16 protein-coding genes are annotated in these 22,170 nt (G+C 70.3%); 3 read left to right on the top strand and 13 right to left on the bottom strand.

The window, feature by feature from the left end; translation table 11 throughout:
* The first annotated feature begins 32 nt into the window (after nt 1–32).
* From CCO03_RS02075 to CCO03_RS19380, 3 genes are read left to right on the top strand one after another with little or no spacing between them, the layout of a single operon-like run.
* Nucleotides 33–2,036, top strand: a complete 2,004-nt coding sequence (locus CCO03_RS02075; RefSeq protein WP_087276610.1) for a tetratricopeptide repeat protein — start codon at nt 33–35, stop codon at nt 2,034–2,036.
* Nucleotides 2,033–3,940: a glycosyltransferase gene (locus CCO03_RS02080; RefSeq protein ID WP_087276614.1), complete on the top strand. Its 1,908-nt coding sequence runs from the start codon at nt 2,033–2,035 to the stop codon at nt 3,938–3,940. The genes CCO03_RS02075 and CCO03_RS02080 overlap by 4 nt, the downstream gene beginning before the upstream one ends.
* Nucleotides 3,937–5,124, top strand: coding sequence for a glycosyltransferase family 4 protein (locus CCO03_RS19380; RefSeq protein ID WP_157667445.1), 1,188 nt, complete (start codon nt 3,937–3,939; stop codon nt 5,122–5,124). Before CCO03_RS02080 ends, CCO03_RS19380 begins: the two co-directional genes overlap by 4 nt.
* 15 nt (nt 5,125–5,139) lie before the next feature.
* Here CCO03_RS19380 and CCO03_RS02090 read toward each other — a convergent pair whose 3' ends face one another.
* The 13 genes from CCO03_RS02090 to CCO03_RS02150 form a co-directional block, all read right to left on the bottom strand.
* Complete coding sequence (locus tag CCO03_RS02090) at nt 5,140–6,543, bottom strand: glycosyltransferase family protein (protein WP_157667446.1); 1,404 nt, start codon at nt 6,541–6,543, stop codon at nt 5,140–5,142.
* 31 nt (nt 6,544–6,574) lie between these two features.
* Nucleotides 6,575–7,132, bottom strand: a complete 558-nt coding sequence (locus CCO03_RS02095) for a hypothetical protein (RefSeq protein WP_087276620.1) — start codon at nt 7,130–7,132, stop codon at nt 6,575–6,577.
* Nucleotides 7,120–8,208, bottom strand: a complete 1,089-nt coding sequence (locus tag CCO03_RS02100) for a hypothetical protein (RefSeq protein ID WP_157667447.1) — start codon at nt 8,206–8,208, stop codon at nt 7,120–7,122. The genes CCO03_RS02095 and CCO03_RS02100 overlap by 13 nt, the downstream gene beginning before the upstream one ends.
* A complete protein-coding gene (locus CCO03_RS02105; RefSeq protein WP_087276627.1) occupies nt 8,205–9,035 on the bottom strand; it encodes a polyprenol monophosphomannose synthase in 831 nt (276 codons plus the stop codon). Before CCO03_RS02105 ends, CCO03_RS02100 begins: the two co-directional genes overlap by 4 nt.
* Nucleotides 9,032–9,538, bottom strand: coding sequence for a GtrA family protein (locus tag CCO03_RS02110; protein WP_087276630.1), 507 nt, complete (start codon nt 9,536–9,538; stop codon nt 9,032–9,034). Before CCO03_RS02110 ends, CCO03_RS02105 begins: the two co-directional genes overlap by 4 nt.
* Nucleotides 9,523–11,790: a glycosyltransferase family 4 protein gene (locus CCO03_RS02115; protein WP_087276633.1), complete on the bottom strand. Its 2,268-nt coding sequence runs from the start codon at nt 11,788–11,790 to the stop codon at nt 9,523–9,525. The genes CCO03_RS02110 and CCO03_RS02115 overlap by 16 nt, the downstream gene beginning before the upstream one ends.
* Nucleotides 11,787–13,208 (bottom strand): methyltransferase domain-containing protein, encoded by a 1,422-nt coding sequence (locus tag CCO03_RS02120; RefSeq protein ID WP_087283981.1) that lies wholly within the window; start codon nt 13,206–13,208, stop codon nt 11,787–11,789. Before CCO03_RS02120 ends, CCO03_RS02115 begins: the two co-directional genes overlap by 4 nt.
* 282 nt (nt 13,209–13,490) lie before the next feature.
* Nucleotides 13,491–14,849 (bottom strand): hypothetical protein, encoded by a 1,359-nt coding sequence (locus CCO03_RS02125; RefSeq protein ID WP_087276636.1) that lies wholly within the window; start codon nt 14,847–14,849, stop codon nt 13,491–13,493.
* 201 nt (nt 14,850–15,050) lie between these two features.
* Nucleotides 15,051–15,992 carry an NAD-dependent epimerase/dehydratase family protein gene (locus CCO03_RS02130; RefSeq protein WP_087276639.1) on the bottom strand — a complete coding sequence of 314 codons (942 nt, stop codon included), beginning with the start codon at nt 15,990–15,992 and terminating at the stop codon, nt 15,051–15,053.
* Nucleotides 15,992–17,026: a GDP-mannose 4,6-dehydratase gene (gene gmd, locus CCO03_RS02135; protein WP_087276641.1), complete on the bottom strand. Its 1,035-nt coding sequence runs from the start codon at nt 17,024–17,026 to the stop codon at nt 15,992–15,994. The genes CCO03_RS02130 and gmd overlap by 1 nt, the downstream gene beginning before the upstream one ends.
* Before the next feature lie 62 nt (nt 17,027–17,088).
* Nucleotides 17,089–19,299 (bottom strand): glycosyltransferase family 4 protein, encoded by a 2,211-nt coding sequence (locus CCO03_RS02140; RefSeq protein WP_157667448.1) that lies wholly within the window; start codon nt 19,297–19,299, stop codon nt 17,089–17,091.
* Nucleotides 19,296–20,954, bottom strand: coding sequence for a class I SAM-dependent methyltransferase (locus CCO03_RS02145; RefSeq protein ID WP_087276647.1), 1,659 nt, complete (start codon nt 20,952–20,954; stop codon nt 19,296–19,298). Before CCO03_RS02145 ends, CCO03_RS02140 begins: the two co-directional genes overlap by 4 nt.
* Nucleotides 20,951–22,165: an ABC transporter ATP-binding protein gene (locus tag CCO03_RS02150; RefSeq protein ID WP_087276650.1), complete on the bottom strand. Its 1,215-nt coding sequence runs from the start codon at nt 22,163–22,165 to the stop codon at nt 20,951–20,953. The genes CCO03_RS02145 and CCO03_RS02150 overlap by 4 nt, the downstream gene beginning before the upstream one ends.
* Nucleotides 22,166–22,170 lie beyond the last annotated feature (5 nt).

Here is a 22,170-nt window from a genome sequence, read left to right on the forward strand (position 1 = left end):
AAGGCTGGCGGCCGATGGCAAACTGACGCGCCATGCACACGACCGCCACGCGCCCGTCCTCATCGCTCTGGGTGCCCCTGTTGCTGGCAGGGGCCGTTCTGGCCGTGCTCTGCGTGGTCTATGGCTCGGGCCTGCACAACGCGTTGATCTTCGACGACGCCCGCCTGAGGGATGGCATCGTTGCCCAGTATGGGCTGGGTACCGATGGTCCGTGGCGGCGTTGGTTGTCATACGCCAGTTTTGCATGGCTGGGGCTGGATGAAGGGCGCTTGGTCTGGCAGCGGGGGCTGAACCTGCTGCTGCACGTGGGGGTGTGCCTGAGCCTGTATGCCTTGTTCATGCCGCTGGTGGATCAGCTGCCGCTGACCGAGGGCCGGTCTGCCGAGGACGAGGCTGCGCGGCGCCGCTTGGCCGTGTTGGCCGGGGTGGCGGTGTTTGCCCTCAACCCGGTGGCGGTCTATGCCGTGGCTTACCTGATCCAGCGCTCCATCGTCCTGGCCACGCTGTGCGCGGTGCTGGCCTGCGCGTGCTGGGTGCGGGGCCTGCTCACGGGCCACTGGGCCTGGTTGGCGGCAGCGGCGGTGGCCGGCGTGCTGGCCGTGTTGAGCAAGGAGCACGCCTTGCTGCTGCCCCTGGTGTGGGTGGTGCTGCTGGTGCACGTGCGTCGCCCGCCGGCCCGGACCCTGGCGCTGGCCGGCCTGGGTGGGCTGGCGGTGCTGGGCCTGTGCGGGTGGCTGATGTGGGGCACGCTGGGCCACATTGTGGGGGCGGCGGCTTTTGATGAGACCTCGGCCGCCTATGTGCGTGACCTGGAGGCCCTGCGCCCTGGCTTTGCGCAGCAGGCCTATGGCCTGAGCGTGTTCAACCAGGCGGCGCTGTTCTTCGTCTATGGCGGCTTGTGGCTGGTGCCCAACCCGGGCTGGCTGGCCATCGACCTGCGGCCGGCGTTTCCGCTGGGTTTCGCAAGCCTGCCGCACTTGATGGGCGCGTTGGCCTTTGTGGCGTTGTTCGCGGGCAGTGTGTGGGTGCTGCTGCGCCGGCGCGACGGCTGGTCGCTGGCGGCGGTCTGTGTGTTGAGTGCGCAGCTGCTGTTCGGCACCGAATTCGTCACCACCTGGCTGCAAGACCCGTTTGTGCTCTACCGCAGCTACCTGTGGGCGGCCTTCCTGCCCGGGCTGGTGGCCCTGGCATTGCTGGGCTTGGGGCTGGGGCGGGCGGGGTTGCTCTCGGTGGCGGTGGTCGTGGGGCTGGTGTCGGCAGCCCTGGCGTTCGAGCGCGTGCAGTCGCTGCGGTCGCCAGAGCTGGCTTGGGGCGATGCCGCAGCCAAGGTGAATCTGCAGGCGCCGGTCAACGCCGTGGGGCGCTGGCGGCCCTTTCTGAACCACGGCGCCGAGCTGCTGGAACGGGGGCGTACCGAAGAGGCGCTGAAGGACTTCGAGCAGGCGGTGGCCCTGGGGGAACCGCTGGGCGCTGCGGCCATGAGCCAGGGCATGGCGCTGCAGGTGCTGGGCCGGCATGCGCCGGCCGTGGCGGCGCTGGAGCGCTCGCGCCAGCAGGGCATGAAGCACCCCATGCTCGCCTACCACCTGGGCCTGTCGCAGCGGGCCATCGGCGAGTTGCCGGCGGCCGTGCAGAACCTGCAGGCGGCAGCGGCGGCGCAAGAGGACCCGCAGCTCAAGCTGCGCCTGCTGCAGGACCTGGGTGAAACGGCCCTGGCGGCGCGCCAGCCCGAGGTCGCCGATCAAGCCTTCGCGGCCGCGCTGGCCCTGGATCCCGGCCATGTGGCTGCCGAGGTGGGCCGCGGCATGGTGCTGCTGGCGCGTCAACAGGCCCAGGCCGCCATGGCGGTGTTCGACGCCAGCCTGGCCAGGCGCGACAGCGCGCTGGGGCACTATGGCCAGGCCCTGGCCCACATGGCGCTGGGTAACCTGCAGGCGGCCCGCAGCGCGGTGGCGCGCGCACAGGCCCTGGACCCGAACAACCGCAACGTGGCGGCGCTGGCTCGGCATCTGCAGACGGGATCGGGTGCGCGGTGAAGCCACACGGCACGCCCCAGGCACGGGGCCGGGTGTTGCACGTCGGCAAGTTCTTTCCGCCCGACCGGGGCGGTATCGAGTCCTATTTGGCCGACCTGATGGCGCAGCAGCAGGCCATGGGGCTGGAGGTCGCGGCGCTGGTGCACGGCACCCCCCGCCCGGATGACCCGCCCTGGCTGATCCGTGTGCCGGTGCAGGCCGAGGTGGTGTACGCGCCGATCGCCCTGGGCATGGTGCTGGCCCTGCGTCGCGCGCTGCGGCAGTTCCAGCCCGATGTGCTGCACCTGCACATGCCCAACCTGGCCGTGTTCTGGGCGCTGTTCCTGCATCACGCCATGGCGGTGCCCTGGGTGGTGCACTGGCATTCGGACGTGATGGTCAACCCCAAGCGCCTGCTGCTGAACCTGGCTTACCGCTTTTACGAACCCTTTGAGCGGCGCATGCTGCGCGGGGCGCAGGCCGTCATCGCCACCTCGCCGGCCTACCTGCGCCACAGCCAGACCTTGTGGCCCTGGCGCGGCAAGGCGGTGGCCATTCCGCTGGGGCTGCGGCGACTGCCGGGCACGGCAGAGCCGGTTGCCGGGGTGCCGGCCTGCGACCGGCCGTTTCGGGTGCTGTCCATCGGGCGCCTGGCGCACTACAAGGGCTTTGGCGTGCTCATCGATGCCGTGGCGCAATGCCCAGGTGTGGTGCTGCGCATCGTGGGGGACGGCGAGCTGCGCGCGGTGCTGGCGCAGCAGATTCAGGCCCTGCCGCAGGCCGATGCCCGCGAGCGCATCCAGCTTCTCGGAGCCGTGGACGATGCGCAGAAATGGCGTGAGCTGGCCGCCTGCGACTTGTTCGCGCTGGCTTCGACCGAAAAATCCGAAGCGTTCGGCCTGGTCGTGCTCGAGGCCATGCAGTTCGGCAAACCGTGCCTGGTCAGCCAGCTGTCCGGCTCGGGCCTGCCGTGGCTGCTGGACACCGCGCAGGCCGGCATGACCGCGCCCGTTGGCGAGGTGGCTGCCTGGCGCGATGCCGTGTTCGCCATGGCGGCGGCGTGGCGTGCGCACGTGTGCGACGAGGCCTCCGACGCGGCGGCGCGCTGGCGGCGCTGGGTCAGCCAGGCTCACCAGGCTGCGCATGGCGACTTTTCGATGCAGACCAACGCCCGGTCCGTGATGGCGGTCTACGAGCGGCTGTGGCCCGAGTGGCTGGAGGCAGAGCGACCGTTGTTGGCGGTGATGCGGGCAGGTCCGAGTGCGGCCGAGGGCCTGGACGCGCAGGTGCGCGGCTTGCGTGCCATCGGGTTCGATGTGCTGGTGATCGACGAGGGCCTGGGCGCCGCCACGGTGCGGCTGGTGCAGGCTGCAGGCGCCGAGGTCCTGCGCACCCCCTTGCCGCAGGAGGCGTGGGGCAGCCTTCAACTCGGCCTGCGCTGGGCCCGTGTGCGGCGCTATGCCCAGGTGCTGACCCTGAGCGCGGGGCAGGTCGCGCCGGCGGACATCGACCTGTTGCGGCGACAGCCGCAGCATGACGTGGTGATCGCGTCGCGCGGGCGGCGCCTGCCGCGCCGCCTGGCGTGGTCGTGGTTCCGTGGCCTCACGGGCCTGAACGTGCGTGACCTGTCGTCGCCGGTGCGCCTCTACGGCCGCGAAGCCGTTGCGGTGCTGGCCTCGCGCGAAGCCACGATGCTGGCGCACGAAGACCTGGGGTCGCTGCTGCTGTTGCAGCGCTCGCGCCTGTCCATGGTGGAGGTCGAGGTGCCTGGTCTGCGCTTGAGCCCGGACACGGGGTGGCGGTCGTGGTGGCGCGGGGCGCGCGACTTGATGGCGGGCACCGTGCTGGGGCTCTCACGCATCGACACACCGCCTTGGCGCCCGCGCACGGCCGAGCACACCCCGGTGACCCTGGACCGACCATGAACCCCACGCTTGACCTGATCCTGGGGGCCGACGCCCTGCGCGCGCCCCTCACTGGCATCGGCCGCTACACGTTCGAGCTGGCCAGGCGCCTGGTGCAGCGCGACGAGGTGGCGCGGCTGCGCTACTTCTCGATGGGGCGCTGGGTGGCCGATCCCCTGGCGGGCCTGGACGCGCCCGACGGTGAAGCGGTGGCCGCCCCGGCCGACCGCGGCCGGGCACCGCCGGCATCGCTGCGCACACGGCTCGCCACCAGCCCGCTGGCGGTACGGCTGTATGCGGCGTGCAGCCCCCGGCTGCTGGGCTGGCGTCTGCGGGACCAGGGACGGTCGATCTACCACGCGCCCAACTACATCGTGCCGCCCTTTCCGGGCGCGGCGGTGAGCACGGTGCACGACCTCTCGCACATCCTCTGTCCGCAGTTCCACCCGCGGGCCCGGGTCGACTACCTCAACCTGACGCTGGGCCCCAGCCTGGCCCGCACGGCGCATGTGATCACGGTGTCCGAGGCAGTGCGGCAAGAGCTGCTGGCCCGTGCGCTGATGCCGCCGGAGCGCGTCACCGCCATCCACCTGGCCGCCGACGCGGTGTTCCGCCCCCACACCCCAGCGATGCTGGCGCCGGCGATGCAGGCGCTGGGCTTGCGGGCCGGTCGGTACAGCCTGTTCGTCGGCACGGTGGAGCCGCGCAAGAACATCGCCCGCCTGATTGAGGCCTACGCCCGCTTGTCGCGCGACCTGCGGTTGACCTGGCCCCTGGTGCTGGTCGGTGGCCCGGGCTGGCATTCCGAGGCCATCCATGCGCGCATGGCGCAGGCCCAGGCGGAAGGCTGGCTGCGCTACCTGTCGTTCATCGACCAGCGCTGGCTGCCCGCCGTGTATGCCGGGGCGCGTTTGCTGGCCTACCCCTCGCTGTACGAAGGCTTTGGGCTGCCCATCGTCGAGGCCATGGCGTGCGGCACGCCGGTGCTCACGTCCAACGCCTCGTGCATGCCAGAGGTGGCTGGGGGCGCGGCGCACCTGGTGGACCCGCTGGACGTGGAGGACTTGGCCCACGGGCTGGCGCGCTGCCTCGAGGATGAGGCCTGGCTGGTCCAGGCGCGCACGCAAGGCCTGGCGAGGGCCGCCGCCCTGTCGTGGGACCGTTGCGCGGACGAGACCGTGGCGGTGTACCGGCAGCTCAGCTGAACGCGGTCGCCGGCTTCAGGGGCCGCCCACCGGGGTGTTGACGTGGCGCGGCGGCACCTTGCTGCTGCATGGGCCTGCACGCTGGTAGACGCAGTACGAGTCGCTGGTGCAGGCCTTCAGCGTGAAGGCGTCGTTCAAGGTCGGCGCATCGCGCGGCGCGATCAGGATGTTGAAGGCCGAGCTGTATTGCCTTGCAGCGTTGATGTCATCAGCGACAGAGAAGGTATACAGGGGTGTATCGCGGTGGTAGAAGGCGTAGGCGAACACCGGCACGGCGCGGTGGCGGTACAAGGCCACGCCGCAGGCGTGCGACACGGCGCCCGCGGCTTGCAGGGCAGACACCAGTGCATGCCCGGCCTGCCATTGCGGCTTCAGCGGGCCCAGGAAGGCCACCTGGGCCGACGCCAGCACCCACACCAGCCCCGCGGCCACCACCCTGGCGCGCGGCGACAGCCGGCTGCCGGGGGCGCCGCGCACCAGATCGGCCGTGCCCAGCGCCGCCAGCACCACCAGCAGCGCCACTGACAGCAGCACGAAGCGGTACTCCTTGTGGGGGATGAGGGCGTGCGCCGCCAGGTTGACCAGCGCCGCCAGCAGCAGCACCGGCTGGCGCCGCGCGCCCAGCAGCGCCGGGGGCACGATGAGCACTGTGGCCCAGCGCCACGTGGCGGGCAGCTCGGTGAGGTACCAGTGCGCGGGCGCCACGCCCCATTGCGCGCTTTTGTTGTCGAGCAGGTTGATGCGGAAATTGGCCAGGATCCAGCGCCAGGGCGGGTGATCGCCCACGGCGGCGTCGATCGCCCCGTCGATGGCCAGGCCCGCGAGGCCGCCCAGCACCAGCCAGCCCCAGGCGCGCGCATGCCGGCGACCGTGCCAGGCGGCCAGCACCAGCAGGGCGGGGGCGTACTGGAAGCGGGCGCAGAACGCCAGGCCCAGCACGGCGCCCGCGAGCAGCCACAGGCGCGGTGTGGCCGAGGCGACGGGACGGCTCAGCAGCCAGGCGGCGATGAAGAACAGCGCCATGCCCACGGGCTCGGACAGCGCGCGCGGCGCGAAATACACCAGCTCGGCCCACACCGCCGTCACCCCGCCGGCCAGCAGCCCGTGCAGCGGCGAGGTGCGCAGGCCGATGGTGGTGGCGCAGGCCACGACGGACAGCGACAGCAGCACCAGCAGCAGCTTGGGCAGCGCCAGGTACAGGCCGGTGTCGGGGGCGATGACTTGCCCCAGCTTCATGGGGCCGGCCAGCGCCAGCGGGATGAGCCAGGTCCGGATGCCGTCGCGGAACTCCCAGGCCGACACCCAGCGCCCAAAGGCCAGGTGGTGGGCCGGCTCCAGGTATTGCCAGACCTCGTCGGGGTGGTGAAAGCCCGGCAGCGACGCCGCCACCAGCCGCAGGCTCAGCGCCAGCAACAGCACGGCGCAGAAAAGGGTGGTCGACGAGCGGGGGCTATTCGAAGTCAAGGGATTGGATCGCCAGGGCCAGCAACCGGGTGTCGCCGTTCAGCGGGAAACGCGCATCGGGCAACTGGAAGGTGAGCGCATTGTGGCCCGCCTTGAAGCGGCCGGGTTCCACCTGCAGGTCGATGAGGCGGTCGCGGCCCTGAAGGCGCCCAGCATAGACGGGGTGGCCGTTCAGGCTGATCTGCACCCGCTGCTTGCCCAGGGTGTGGACGCGCAGGCGGATGTGGCCCTGGAACGCCTGCGGGTCCTGAATTCGGAACACGATCTCGGCCTGCCGGCGGTTGGTCCAGCGGTGCGTGGCCTCGGCATGCGACCAGCCCCGGGCAAAGGCCAGCACCGTGGCCTGGTGCGTCAGGTGGTCGCCGGGCCGCACCGGTGGCAGTGACCCCAGGGCCTGCGCCTCGTGCGGGCTCAGCGTCGAATCTCGGGTGATGTAGTAGTCGCGGTAGGCGGGCGACACCTCGGGCTGCATGACCCGCAGCAACACGGTGGCGTACAGCGCGATCAGCGCCACGATGCCGGCGCGGTAGATCAGAACGTCCATGTCTTGCCCGAGAACCAGCCCATGTACATCACGACCTGGCCCAGGGTGCACAGGGGCAGGGCCACCAGCCAGACGCGGCCTGTCGACACCAGGTGGGCCAGCAACAGCAGCACGGGCGCCTGCCAGAACACGAAGCGCGGCATGGACAGCAGCCCCGCAAACAGGGGCAGCCCAATGCCGAACAACGTGAACGCGGCCAGCTCCGGCATGTTCCGGCGCCAGCAGAACCCCACCGCACCCAGCGCCAGCAGCACAGTGACGACCAGGTACTGGCTGAAGCCGCCGCCCAGGGCGCCCAGGAACAGCACGCGCAGCGGGTTGCCGACCGAGCGCCCCCAGGCAACCTGCACGTGCGAGAACGCCAGGGCATCGCCCATGACGCTGTGCAGGTGCAGCATGAAGCAGGCCAACCCGAGCGGGATGAGCAGCGCCCCGAACAGCCGTGCGTCCCAGGCCACGGGACGCCGCTGGCGGACGTCGCGGACCATCGTCACCAGGTACGAGACGAACGCGAACAGCCCCACCACGCGCACCGCGCTCAGCACGCCGCCCACCAGGCCGGCCGCCAGGTGCCGCTCCTGCTTCAGCAGGATGAAGAACACGCAGGAGACGAACAGGAACATGGATTCCGTGTAGCCCACGTTGCCGTAGAGGGCGTAGGGGCTGAAGGCGACGACGGCGCCCAGGGCCAGGGCTGGCAGCCGGGGCAGGTAGAGGGCGCCCAGTTTCATGAAGGCGAACACCGCCAGCAGCAGAAAGGCCTTGCTGGTGACCACGGCGGCGGTGGCGGCCGGCAGGTTCAGCGCCAGGCCCACGCCCTTGGCGACCCAGGGAAAGGCCGGAAAGAACGCCCAATTGGCGGCGTCCCGGCGCGCGTGGCCGCTGGGCGTCCGCTGGTAGCCGTGGTCCATGACGCTGGTGTACCAGCCGCAATCGTGCCGGCACAGCTGGGCATGGCTGGCGCCCAGGCCCTGGAGGATGGCCCATTCCAGGGCCTGGTTGCCCACGAAGAGCAGCACGGCCAGTGCGACCAGGTGCCGGTGGTTGGCCCAGGCTTGCCTCAGCCCGTCCCTCATGCGCTGGCCCCGCACGCCACGCAGGCGCCCCGTGGCTGGCGCGCGCGAGCGTTGAACGCAATCCACGAATAGGCCGTGTGGCAGTGCGGGCAGGCGTTCAGGGGCTGGTCTTCGGCCTGCGGGAGCGGGCGCACGGCGCGGATGAGCGCGAGCCGCAAGAGGTTGTGCACGCCGCGGAAGATTTCGAACGAGGGGATTTTGGAGCTGCCATAGCCGCGGTCCAGGAAGCGGATGGGCACCTCGGTCATGCGGAACCGGTGCTGGGCGCAGGCCACCACGGTGGCCATGGCGTAGGAGTAGCCATCGAGGTAGAGCTCGCCGAGCGAGAAGGCCCGCATGCGGCTGACCCGGTAAGCTCGGAACGAGGTGGTGAACTCGGTCAGCGGAATGCGCAGCAGGCGCCGCGCCAGCAGGTTGGCGTTGCGGCTGAGGAAGCGTCGGTAGCCGGTGTAGCTCAGGCTGCCGCCAGGGCAGAAGCGGGAGCCGATGACGAAGTCGTGGCCGGCCCGGATCTGGCCGATCAGGGCCGGGATGCTGGCGGGCTCGTGCGAGCCGTCGGCGTCCAGGGTGACCAGGGTGTCGTAGCCGTGGTGCAGGGCATGGCAGAACGCCAGCAGGTGGGCTGTGCCCAGGCCCATCTTGCCCGGCCGCTCGATGAGGGTCAGCTGGGGCAGCTGCAGGGCGCGCAAGGCCTGCGCCGTGCCATCCTGGCTGTTGTCGTCCACGATGAGGATGTCGGCCTCCGGGACGGCGGCCACGATGCCGCGCAGCAGGCCCTGCACGTTGCCGGCTTCGTTGTAGGTGGCGGAAAAGACCAGGGTTTTCATGGGCGGGGCGGTTCCGAGGGGGCGGGCGCGTCGCCGCCGCGGTGCAGCAGGCGCCAGACCAGGGTGCGCGACATCAGGTAGTTCCACAGCGCACCGACCACGATGCCGGCCAGCGCGGACGCCGCCGGCCTGTGGGTGTGCTGGTGTACGGCCTGGGCCACCCCCAGGTTGGCGGCCAGGCCCAGCGACGTGATCAGCAGGTAGAGCCCGAAGCCGAGCCACCAGCGCGGGCCGCGCAGCGCCTGCTGGCGAAAGGTGGCGGCGTTGTTCAACAGGTAGTTGAAGGCGGTGGCGACCAGCATGGCGGCCGTGTTGGCAGGCAGAAAGCGCGCGGACCACGTGGCCAGCGACAGCTGGAGCACGGCCATGTGCACCCCCACACCGAGCGACCCCACGACCCCGAACGACAGCAGGGACAGGGGCAGACGCCGGCCCATGAGCCGGTGGGCCAGCTGGGCGAGACCGTCGACCAGGCGAACCAGCGCGGTCAAGGCGGGGCGCATGGCTGCTCCTCGGGGGCTGTCACGACCTCGATCGTGAGCGTGGCGGTCACCACCGTGTGGCCATCGAGGTGCACCGTCACGTTCACGGGCACCTCGAGGGACGCGGGCGCGACGGCGGGCGGCAGCAGCACGGACAGGAACGCCGGCGCCTCGTCGGGCGTGAACGTCCAGTGGTGCCAGAAGTACGACAGCGCCAGCGCCTGGAAGGGCTGATGGGCCTGGATGGGGATGCGCACCCGCGCCGAGGGCTGGCAGCGGATCTTGGCATTGCTGAAGTATGCGCGGCCCTCGTTGATGTGAAAAACGGGACTGGCCGATACTGCCTGTTGCTCCAGGCGTTTGGCCTGCTGCAGCTCGGCCAGCCAGTGCTGGACGTGGCTGCTCAGGTTTTCGCGGCCATCGGTCGTCGGCGGGTCGTTGAAGAACAGGCAGCGCGTCGGCGTGATGGGGCCGGTCCAGGCCTTGACGTCGCCGGGCCAGCCGGCCGTGACGTACGGCAGGCTCACGAAGCCATCGGGTTTCAGGTGGCTGGCGATGTTGAAGTAGCTGCTCCACTCGTCCAGGCCCAGGCCGGCGGTCTTGCGGTAGACCGCGTTGGCGATGCGCTTGTTGACGATCTGGGGTTGGTGCGCGCTGTAGAGCCGGGTGTCGTAGCCCGATTGATCGAGGTAGGCCACGGTGCGCCAGACGCCGCGGTCGAAGCTGGTTGGTGCGGGGAAGGCGCCCTGCCACTCGGCCCCTTGACGAACGAAGTGGTAGGCCTTGTGCCGGCCGTCTTCGAGGAACACGGTGGGGTCGACGTCGTCGGCCACCACGTAGTCGTCGTCGAAGGCCAGGAAGTTGGCGCGCAGGCTGTCCACGGCATACAGCGTCTGGCGCAGCAGCATGTTGCGCGCAACGTGGTCGTCGGGCAGGGTGTGCAGGCCCAGCTGCGACTCGCTCAGCAGGGTGACGCGCAGCGTCAGGCCTCGCAGGGCGTCGGCCATGGCGGCCAGCGTGGGGTCTGCGGTGAGCACGATGGCCTCGTCGACGAAGGGCATGCGGCGCTGCACCGAGTCGAGTGAACGGCGGATCTTGTCGGGCCGGATCGAGAGGTAGACCGCCTGGGTTGGCACGGTGTGGAAGTCGGCCTCGGGGAAGGACAGCTGCTCGATCACCGCCGCGATGCCCAGGGCAGTCTCGCGCCAGGTGGTGGCCGTGTAGCCGTGCACGCGCTGCGGCGCCTCGCCCTGCAGCAGCGGCGCCAGGGCCTGGACGACCGCGTCGACGTGCAGCTCGACGGCCACCGCCTGGCCTTGGGCGACCTCTTCCAGCGCGCTGCCGGCGGTGCAGAGGACCGGCACCTGGTGCATCAGGGCCTCGACCGCGGGCAGGCCGAAGCCTTCGTAATGGGACAGGCACAGGCAGACCCAGGCCAGGCCGTACAGCTGGTTCAGCTCGGGGTCGGCGACGTCGTCGAACCAGAACACATCCTGGTCCCAACGCGGGTGCGTGGTGATGCGTGCCCGGATTGCGTCGTTGTTCCAGCCCGACTTGCCCACGATGACCAGGCAGGCGTCGTCGGCCGCATGCTGGCGGCGGTGGGCGTCGAACGCGTCCAGCACCAGTGCATGGTTTTTGCGCGGCTCGATGGTGCCCACGACGAGGATGACCTTGCGCCCCTGCAGCGCGGCCACGCGCTGGCTCGTCGCGGCCGCGTCGGGTGCCACCGTGGGGTTGGCGCCCAGCGGCACCACGCTGCTCAGCGGCAGGCCATGCCCCAAGCGGCCGAACAGGGCCTGCAGGTCACGCTCCACCGTGCGGGTGGTGCAGATCCAGTGATCGGCATGCCACAGGCTGGCCTGGAAGTCGTCGACGAAGGTGCAGACGGTGTTGCGGTCGCAGTACTGGGGGTGGAGGAGCGGCACGGCGTCGTGGTGCAGCTTCACGTGGCGCATGCCTTGGCGCTTGAGCCGGGCCAGGACATCGCGGTGGTCGATGCCATCGCCCCAGGTGGCGTCCATGTCGAGCAGCACGTCGCCCGGCGCCACGGCCTCCAGCGGCAGCCGGCGAAGGTCGGCGCCCTCCTGGGCGTTGAGGTAACGCCTGAGGCTGTCCGGGCCGCTCAGCACGTGCATGCCCGTGGGCTTGAACACCAGAAGCCGGACGTCGTCGCGCAGCGCGCACAGGTGACGCGAGACCTCGCGCACCACGCGCTGGATGCCGGTCCAGCGCCGGGTGTGGAAGCTGTTGGTGACGTTGACGTAAATCATAGGTCGGGCCGGATGTTCCGGGACCTGAATTCGGCGGAAGCGGTGAGGTCCGCGATCAGCGCCTCCAGGGTCATGCCGTGGATCAGCTGGCGCGCCTTGAAGGCTTCGTCGTCCCGGTGGGGGTAGCGCTTCAGCAGCGCCAGGTAGACGTGGCGGACCAGCAGCTCGGCGTGCGTGCGGTCGCTGTCGGTGAGGTCCGTGGTGAGCGACACCTGGGCATGCTGCTTCAGGGCCAGCCAGAGGCCCTGATGAACCGGCATCTGCGCGCTGTGCAGGAGCTGGCCAGTCACCCGTTCGTCCATGAGGCGGCGCGCCTGCTCCAGGCCCACCCGCGGGGATTGCGGCCGGGGCGTGATGCGCAGCTTGTGCTGCACAAAGCGGTCGAAGGCATCGCCCGTGGCCGGGGCCGGCGCGGCGCGCCAGCGCATGCCCAGCCAGGAGCGCAGGCGTGGCAGGCGGCCCAGCACCTGGCTGAGCGCGCGCGTCAGGCGGGGGCGGCGTAGCACGAAGCGCAGGGGCAGCTGCAGCAGCCGCTCGGGGCTGACCCCTTGCATCCAGGTCTGGGCCGACCGCAGCGGCGCCGTGATGCGCCAGGACCAGCTGGCGCGCAAGGCCTGGATCTCCTGGTGCTGCTGGGCCAGGAGGCGGTTCACCTGGTGCTCCAGCTCGGCCAGGCGGTGGTCGTGGCGCTGCGCGAGCTCGCTCAGGCCCAGGCCCACCGGCGTGGCAAAGGCGGTGTCGAGCGCCGCCATCGTCTCGGGGGCATCGGCTTTCTGCGCCACGATGGCGTAGTCGGGGCTCACGCCGTGCAGCACGTCGATCAGGCCGATGGCCGTGCGCGCGTGCAGCGCTGGCGGTTCATTCAGGCGCAGGGTGCACACGCGTGCAAAGCCCTGGTGTTCGGGCAGGAAGGCAAGCAGCCGAGGCGGCAGCGGCCGCAGGTGCGTCGGATCCAGGTAAAAGCCGCTGGTGCCCACCACCAAGTTCTCCGGGTTGGGCGTCTCCAGGATCAACAGCCCGCCGGGTCTGAGCACCCGCAGCGCCTGGGCCACCAGCGCCTGCAGCGCCTCGAACGGCAGGTGCTCGGCCACGTGAAAGGCAGACACCACGCTCAGCGATGCATCGGCTTGCGCCCGCAGACAGCTCAGGGCATCTGCGTGGGCCACGTTCAGCCCACGCGCCGTGCAATCGGCCAGCATGTCGGCATCCAGGTCCACGCCCTGGGCCTGCCAGCCCTCGCGGCGCAGCAGCTCCAGCCACTCGCCGCGGCCACAGCCCAGATCCAGCGCCGTGGCCGGGGTGTGGAGCGCCTGCAGGGGCTGGATGAAGGGCAGGTAGGCCAGCAGGCGCTGGCCGATGAGCTCGCGCGAGCCCCGGTAGCGGTCCTCGAAGGCGCGGTAGAAGCCGGGGCGGGTCATGGGCACGCCACGCAAGTGGGGAACACCCGGCGGCTCATGGGTGCCAGATGCCCGGCGGCTGACGGTTGCCGCCAGCGCGGCTGGGGCCACAGGCGCGGGCGTGAAGGGTGCTGCATGGTTCGCATCGCCTGTCGGAAAGGAGGGTCGGGGCCCCGCTGAGGCGGCATGCAGCGCCACCTCGCACGGTGGCACGCCTCGCCACCGAGGCCGGGTCGATTCTAGGGAGGTTTGCAGAGGTCCCCGCCGGCCCGCGTCGACCGCAGCGCGCGTGGCGTCGGGCCGCTAGCAGGCCAGGATCGGTGACGGCCTGAGCGTGGCCAGCAGGCTGACGCCCACCAGCGCGCCCAGCGGCCAGGCGAACCCGCGCGGCCAGCGCTGCGCGGCTTGCGACAGCCCCACGGCCATGAGCGGGGCACCGAACAGCAGGCCGTAGTTCAACAACCGCAGCAGCCAGTTGGTGTGCAGCAGCCACAGCGAGGCCAGCAGCAGCACGCCGGCCAGAGCCGCCAGCGCCGGCAGGCAGATGGCGAGGAAGCGTGCGGCCAACGGCGGCAGGTGTCCGGCCCGCGTGGACCGCTGGCCGCGCAGCCCGGCCGGAGCGTCGGCAGGCAAGGCGCCAGGTCGACGCTGGGCCTGCAGGCACACCACCAGGCCGACGAGGAAGCACAGCGCCAGCGCCAGGTTGCCCGCCTGCAACCCCGCAAACCGTGCCGGAGAGCCGCCATACGGTTGCCAGGCCTCCGGTGGCAGCAACAGCGCCTGGCCGCTCAAGGCAGCGCCCGTCAGGCCGACGAGGGCGAGCGCGCAAGGCCTGGGCTTCGTGGCCAAGGTCTGCCAAAGGTGGTGATCGTGATATGAGGTATGGCGTCGTTGTCGATGAAAAACAATCGCCAATGGGATGGTACTGGCCATCGCCAAACCTGCGCCCCCGAGCAACCGCTGCGGCGTGAGCCTCGGCAGGTGGTGGGCCCACACGTCGTGCAGCATGGCCGCATACGGGCCCTGCGGCAGCAGGTACACCGCGACGCTGAGCAACAGGGCCAGCCCGGCGAGCCGGCGTTGGCGGCGCGCCTGTTCCTGTCCGCCCCGGACCAGCACCAGTGCGGCGCACACCCAGAGCAGAACCGCGTGGCTCAGGAGATGGGTCAGGGCCGTGACCGCCAGCACCGCGAAGAAGGCGCCGCCGCCCGCGCGTCCGTTCAGCCAGCGCCAGCACAGCCAGCTGCCGAGCAGCACCAGCACCTGACCCCATTGCTGGGGCCGGGATTCGAGCAGCGGGGCCCAGAAATGGCTGGACAAGGCCAAGGCGGCCAGGGCCAGCCACGGTGGCAGCGGCTGCATCTGGCGATAGATGCGCAGCAGCGTCAGCGCCAGCACGAACACGCTGCCCGTGCCCCAGGCGGGTATCGCCTCGGCCGCCGCCTGGCCGAAGAGCTCGCCCATGGCGTCGACCGCAGCCAGGTAGCCCGGACCGGACACCGGCCAGGGCTCGCCCCGGTCCAGGGATTGCACGATCTGCACCCAGGCGGCCTCGTCACCAGGACACCGGGGGTAGCCGGCGCGCCGCAGGGCCCAGGCCAGCACGGTCAACGCCAGGGCCAGGCCGGCGTCGTTCAGCCAGTGACGCAGCGTTGGGCTCATGGCCGGCGGCGGTGCGCGCCCGGCATGACCGGCACGCAGGCGCGCCTTGGGGCATGAGGGCCAGGCGCACGCTGGCGGATCGAAGCTCGCCCCGCGGGGGAACGTGGCCCAGCAGGCGCGGTGCACCTGGCCTCACGTGCGTTGGCGCGGGGTGGGGCATCGAACGCGCCGTGGAGGAGGTTCAGCGCCATGGGCCGCGCCTCAGTCCGCCAGCATCCAGCGCAAGGTGTCGTCCAGGCTGTGACGGCGCCATTCGCCGATGGCCGCTTCCAGCGCCGTGGTGTCGGCGCGCAGGGTGCGCACCTCGTTGGCGCGTACAAAGGCCGGGTTCACCTGCACCGCCATGGTGTGGCCGCTGATGGCCTGCACCCGTTCCAGCACCTCCCGCAGCGCGTGCGTGCGGCCGGCCCCCACGTTGAACACCTGCCCGATGGCCTGGCCGGCGCAGGCGTGGTCCAGCAGGCGCGCGTAGGCCTGGGCCACGTCGCGGACATCGGAAAAATCGCGCGCCACGTCCAGGTTGCCCAGCTCGATGACCGGCGCCCGGCGCCGCACGTGGTCCACAACCTTGGCGATCAGGAACTGCGGCGACTGGCCCCGCCCGGTGTAGTTGAAGGGCCGCACCAGCACGATGGGCAAGTGGGGCAACCACAGGCGTGCCAGGTGTTCCATGGCCAGCTTGCTCACGGCGTAGTCGTTGGCCGGGTGCAGGGGGGCGGTTTCGGGCAGCGCCCCGGCCTGGCCGTTGCCGTAGACGTTGGCGCTGCTGGCGAGCAGCACACAGCGCGGCGGCACCGGCAGCTGCGCCAGGGCGTGCAGCAGGTGGCGCGTGCCCATCACGTTGACGCGGTACAGGTCATCGGCCGAGCCATGGCCCACGAAGGCGATGGCGGCCAGGTGCACCACGGCTTGCGGCTGCGCGCGCTGCACCGCGGCATGCAGCGCGGCGTCATCCAGCAGGTCGGCTTGCAAACGACGATCGGGTGGTATGAGGCTGTTGACGTTCAAGGTTGAACGGTCAATGGCCCATACTTCCCACCCCAAGGTGTTCAGCAATGCCGTCAGATGTCGCCCCGTGAACCCGTTGGCCCCGGTGAGCAGCACCCGGGGGCTCGCCTGCGCGGCCTGGGTCGGGGCCGCCATCAGAACGAGAACCCCGCCGTGTTGCGGCGCAGGTCGGCCTCGACCATCATCTGGCACAGCGGCTCCAGCGTGGTGTGGGGCGTCCAGCCCAACACGGCCTGCGCCTTGCTGGCGTCGCCGATCAGCAGGTCGACTTCGGCGGGCCGGTAGAACTTGGGGTTCACGCGCATCACCTGTTGGCCCGTCGCGGTGTCCACGGCGGTCTCGTGCTCGCCGCTGCCCTGGAAGTCGACGGTGATGCCGGCACCCTTGAACGCCATGCGCACGAAATCGCGCACGGTTTCGGTGCGGTTGGTGGCCAGCACGAAGGTGTCGGGCGTGTCGACCTGCAGCATGCGCCACATGCCGTCCACGTACTCCTTGGCATAGCCCCAGTCGCGCTTGGCGTCCAGGTTGCCCAGCTCCACCACGTCGAGCTGGCCGAGCTTGATCTTGGCCACGGCGTCCGTGATCTTGCGCGTGACGAACTCGCGGCCGCGCAACGGGCTTTCGTGGTTGAACAGGATGCCGCTGGCGCCAAAGATGCCGTAACTCTCGCGGTAGTTCACCGTCATCCAGTGGGCGTAAAGCTTGGCGATGCCATACGGGCTGCGCGGGTAGAACGGCGTGTCTTCGCGCTGCGGCACCGCCTGCACCTTGCCGAACATCTCGGAGGTGCTGGCTTGGTAGTAGCGGACCCGGGGGTTCACGATGCGGATGGCTTCAAGCAGGTTCACGGCCCCCAGCCCGGTGATCTTGGCGGTGGTGACGGGTTGTTCAAACGACACGCCCACGAAACTCTGGGCCGCCAGGTTGTAGACCTCGGTGGCTTCGGTGGTCTGCAGCAGGCGCAGGTTGGCCGAGAGGTCGGTCAGGTCGTACTCCTCCAGGTGCAGGTTGGGGTGGTTCTGAATGCCCAGCTCCTCGATGCGCCAGAAGTTGACCGAGCTGGTGCGGCGGTAGGTGCCGTACACGGTGTAGCCCTTGCTCAGCAGGAGGTCGGCCAAGTAGGCGCCGTCCTGGCCGGTGATGCCGGTGATGATTGCTTTCGTCATGGGGGGGTCGGGGATCCTGATGGGCGCGATGGGATGGGAAAAAGCGTCGCCTGGCGCAGCGGCTAGGCGTGCTCGCGGACGTGGACCTCGAACGAGGCCGCAAGCTCGTGGCCGGCGCAGGCCGCGCGGGCCTGGACCGTGAAGGACCGGCCGGGCCGGTCGCTGGGCACGGCCACGTGCAGGAAGGTGGGCACGGGATCGGCGAAACGGGCGAGGTGGGTCAGGAAGCGAACCTGCAGGCCCTCGATGTCGCAGTCGGACAGCAGCGGGATGAACAGCGATTGCCCGGGCAGGCAGCTGACCATGGGCTCGGTGAAACGGGCGCTGCCGTCGGCGACGACCAGGCTGGGTGGCCCGGGCTGAATGGCGTCGCGGCGTGCGAAGGCGGCGGCCAGGCCGGTGCGCCACGCCTGCACGGTCTCATCGGCCGGCTGGTCGTCGGTCAGGTCGTTGAAGAACAGCACCGGCTCGGGCGCCTGGCTGGGCAGCCAGGACTCGAAGTTGGCCGGCCAGCCCCCAGCGACATAGGGCTCATCCTGGAATGAGCCGGGGTGCAGGTGCTTGGCCATGTTGAAGTAGCAGCTCCACTCGTCACACCCCAGGCCCTGGGTGCGCTGGAACACCTGCAACGCGAGGTGCTTGTTGATGAGCTGCGGCTGATGGGCGTTGTAGAGCCGGGTGTCGAAGCCGCAGCCCTGCAGAAAGTCGACCGTTTTCCAAAGGCCGATGTCGAAGCTGGTGGGGTGGGGGAAGGCCCCGAGCCAGGCCGTGCCGTCGCGCTGGAACCAGTAGGCCTTGTGCCGCTGGTTCGACAGGAAGACCGACACGTCGACGGGTTGGATGACGCGGTAGTCGTCGTCGAAAGCGATGAAGTTGTCGTCGATGAGCGCCTGGCTGTAGAGCCGGCGCCGCAGCAGGGTGTTGCGGGCCTGGTGGTCGTCGGGCAGCTGCTGCAGGCCCAGCTCGCCTTCGGTCAAGACCGTGGTCTTGAGGGCCATCGCCTGCGTCAGCTGACGCAGGCGCGGGGCGCAGGCGTCGGAGGTCAGGACCACGGCCTCGTCGATGAATGGCATGTGGGCCTGCACCGACCGCAGCGAGCGCAGCAGGGCCTCGGGCCGGATGGAGAGGTAGACCGCCTGATGGGGTGGGGTGTGCAGGCCGCGTGGGGCGCGGAGGGTGGCGAAGATGTCCAGCAACCGGGCTGCCGCGTCGTCCCAGGTGGGCGGCTGGTAGGTGGCGGGCACGCGCGGCGTGCCCTCGCGGAAGAAGCGGGTCAGCGCGTCGACCACGGCGCCTTGCTGCAGCGGCACCGCGATGGCGGCCCCCTGGGCCACTTCTTCCATGGCGCTGTCCTCGGTGCAGATCACGGGCACGCCGCGCGCGAGCGCTTCGATGACCGGCAGGCCGAACCCCTCGTAGTGAGACAGGCACAGGCACACGCTGGCGCGCTGGTACAGCCAGGCCAGCTCGGCATCGCTGGCCGCGGACAGCCAGTGCAGGCGCCGGTCCAGTTCGGGGTGCTGGCGGATGCGGTCGATGGTGTGCTGGTTGTTCCAGCCCGATTTGCCGACCACCACCAGGTGCACGTCGGCCAACGCGGCGTCCCGCAGGAGGGTGTCGAAGGTGTCCAGGACCAGGTCGTGGTTCTTGCGTGGCTCGATGGTGCCCACGGTGAGGATGAACCGCGGTGGCGGGCCGCCGCTGAAGGGGGCGGGCGCTTGCGCATCGCCGGCCATGGGGATGTCCGCCCCCAGCGGGCAGACGTGGCTGATGACGCCGCCCAGGTCCAGGCGTTCGGCGATGCGGTGCAGGTCCTGCTCGACCGCCCGGGAGTTGCAGATCCAGTGGTCGGCGTAGCGCAGGGCGAGGGCAAAGTTCTCCGCGTAGCGGTAGACCGTGTTGTCGTGCGAGTACTGCGGGAACAGCAGGGGCACGGCGTCGTAGTGCATCTTGACCAGCGTGCAGCCCTGGCGCTTCAGCTGCCGCCACAGGGGCTCCAGGTAGCAGGCATCGCCCCAGGAGGCGTCCAGGTCGACGAACAGGTCGCCGGCGCCCAAGGCCTCGAGGCCGAGTCGGCGCGCCGGCTGGAAGGCCTGGCCGGCCAGGAAGGCAGGCAGTTCGTGTGCATCCAGCGCGTGGAACGCCCCGTCATGCAGGACGACGAGGGCGCAGTCGTCGTGGCCCTGCAATCGCCGGCCGAGTTCGCGCACGACCCGCTGAATGCCGGTTTTCGCGCGGGTTTGAAAGCTGTTGGTTGCGTTGAGGTAAATCATGGCCACCGGTGAATTGCCTGGTGTTCTTCGGACTGGCGGATGTGGGTCACCAGGGTGGGCACCGTGTCGCCTCGGGCCAGCCGATCCAGCCGCAGGCGTTCGTCCGTGGCCGAGGGGTAACGCCGGAGCAAGGCCAGGTAAAGGTGCTGGATCAGGGCTCGGCCATGCGGGGCGTCGCGCTTGGCGTCGTAGGGCCGGCGTTGGCTGACCTGCCCATCCTGCAGGGCGCGCAGCAGCGCGTGGTCCAGCGACAGGCCGGCGAGGCGGCTGACGCTGCGCTCCGGGCAGCGCCCGTGAAAGCGGCCGTGCTGGCGCAACCCCAGGGGCACGGGTGCGTCCGGCGTGGGGGTGTTCAGCAGGCTGGCGACGAAGACCGACAGCCCGTCGGACGGGCCAGGCGAAGCCTGCGTCTGCAGGCCGGGCATCGACGCACTGGCCAGCTGGACCAGACGCTGCTGCAGCCCGGGGCAGTGGGTCAACAGCCGCTGGTTGAGGTGAAAGCTGAGTCGGGGGTAACGCAGAACCTGATGCATGGCCGCGGTCAGCAGGCGCCTGGTCCAGGGGCTGCGCGACGCCTGCGTGGCCTCTGGAGACGGTTCGAGGAAGGGACGGCTCAAGGCCCGCAAGGGCGCCGTGATGCGCCAGGACCAGCTGCGTCGCATGGCGTCCCGCTCCGCGGTCAGGGCGGCACAGCGGGCCGGCCAGGGGCTGAGGGCGTCGACCTGGGCGCGCAGCGTGGCCACCTCTTGCAAGGTGGCCTGGTGACGGGCCTGCAATTGCGCCAACTCGGCCTGCTTGTGGCCGAGGGCCGTCCGGGCCTCGGACATCTGGTTCAGGGCAGCGAGCACCTCGCGGGTGGTGGCTTCGGCGCGGTCTACGCGGTGGTTCAAGGCGGTCATGCGGTCAGCCCAGGCGGTGTCGTGGCGCTGCGCGAGCTCGCCCAGGCCCAGGCCCACCGGCGTGGCAAAGGCGGTGTCGAGCGCCGCCATCGTCTCGGGGGCATCGGTTTTCTGCGCCACGATGGCGTAGTCCGGGCTCACGCCGTGCAGTACGTCGATCAAACCGATGGCCGTGCGCGCGTGCAGCGCTGGCGGTTCATTCAGGCGCAGGGTGCACACGCGTGCAAAGCCCTGGTGTTCGGGCAGGAAGGCAAGCAGCCGAGGCGGCAGCGGCCGCAGGTGCGTCGGATCCAGGTAAAAGCCGCTGGTGCCCACCACCAAGTTCTCCGGGTTGGGCGTCTCCAGGATCAACAGCCCGCCGGGTCTGAGCACCCGCAGCGCCTGGGCCACCAGCGCCTGCAGCGCCTCGAACGGCAGGTGCTCGGCCACGTGAAAGGCAGACACCACGCTCAGCGATGCATCGGCTTGCGCCCGCAGACAGCTCAGGGCATCTGCGTGGGCCACGTTCAGCCCACGCGCCGTGCAATCGGCCAGCATGTCGGCATCCAGGTCCACGCCCTGGGCCTGCCAGCCCTCGCGGCGCAGCAGCTCCAGCCACTCGCCGCGGCCACAACCCAGATCCAGCGCCGTGGCCGGGGTGTGGAGCGCCTGCAGGGGCTGGATGAAGGGCAGGTAGGCCAGCAGGCGCTGGCCGATGAGCTCGCGCGAGCCCCGATAGCGGTCCTCGAAGGCGCGGTAGAAGCCGGGGTTGCTCATCGCCGGCACACCACGGTGGGGGGAATCCAGCTCACGCCCACGAAGGCGGCCTGGTCGATGTTGATCACGTTGAACATCAAGGCAAGGTCGCGCCACTCGAAATTGCCGGCCACGTGGTTGTCGGACACATGCAGCGCGGTGGACACCGAGTACGAGCCCAGGCCGATGTTGGCCGGGAAGGACAACTCCAGCGTGACGCGCTCACCGGCACGCAGCCGTTCGATGGGCTGCCCCAGGTGGTGGGTGTTGGTGCCGAACACGGGCTGGCCCAGCCGGTCTTTGATCATGTAGCCAAAGACCAGCTCGGGCAGGTCGGCGTGCAGGCGGATGTCCACCTTCAGGCGCACCGGCTGGCCCACGTTCACGCAATCCACGGGCGCGCCGGCTTCGTCCAGCAAGGTGATGGCCTCCAGCCGCGCCTCGCCCGTGCCCGAGTGTGTCTGCGCGCGCCCATCGGCCAAGCGGTTGACGGTGACCGTGGCGTTTTCGCGTTCGGCGATCAGCGCGTTGTAGAAGTCCATCACCTCTTCGGGCGGGCCGTCCCGGATGACGAAGCCGCGTTCGAGCAGGATGGCGCGGTCACACAGGCTCTGGATGGCGCCGCGGTCGTGCGAGACGATGAGCAGCGTGGTGCCCTGCTCGCGAAAGGCGCGGATGCGGTTGAAGCTCTTGTGCTGGAAGTAGGCGTCGCCGACCGACAGCGCCTCGTCGACGATCAGCACATCGGGCCGCACGGCCGTGGCCACGCTGAAGGCCAGGCGCACCTGCATGCCGCTGGAGTAGGTGCGCACCGGCCGGTCGATGTAGTCGCCAATCTCGGCAAAGGCCTCGATGGCCGGCATGCAGGCGGCGATCTCGCCCTGGGCCAGGCCCAGCAGCTGCCCGGCCATGTAGGCATTCTGGCGCCCGGTGAAGTCGGGGTGGAAGCCCATGCCCAGCTCCAGCAGGGCCGCGATGCGCCCGCTTCGGGTCACTGCGCCCTGCGTGGGCTGGGTGGTGCCCGTGATGAGCTTGAGCAGGGTGCTCTTGCCCGCGCCATTGACCCCCACGATGCCCACGGCCTCGCCGGGCTGCACGGTGAAGTGGATGTCCCGCAGCACCCAGGTCTGGGTGTGCGTGGGGCGGCGGGTCAGCCATTCCCGGATGCGCGCCCATTTGCTGGGGTAGCGCTTGTAGGCCTTGCCGAGGTGGGAGACGGTCAGTGTGCTCACGGCGT

Source organism: Comamonas serinivorans, assembly GCF_002158865.1.
Lineage (GTDB): Bacteria > Pseudomonadota > Gammaproteobacteria > Burkholderiales > Burkholderiaceae_C > Comamonas_E > Comamonas_E serinivorans.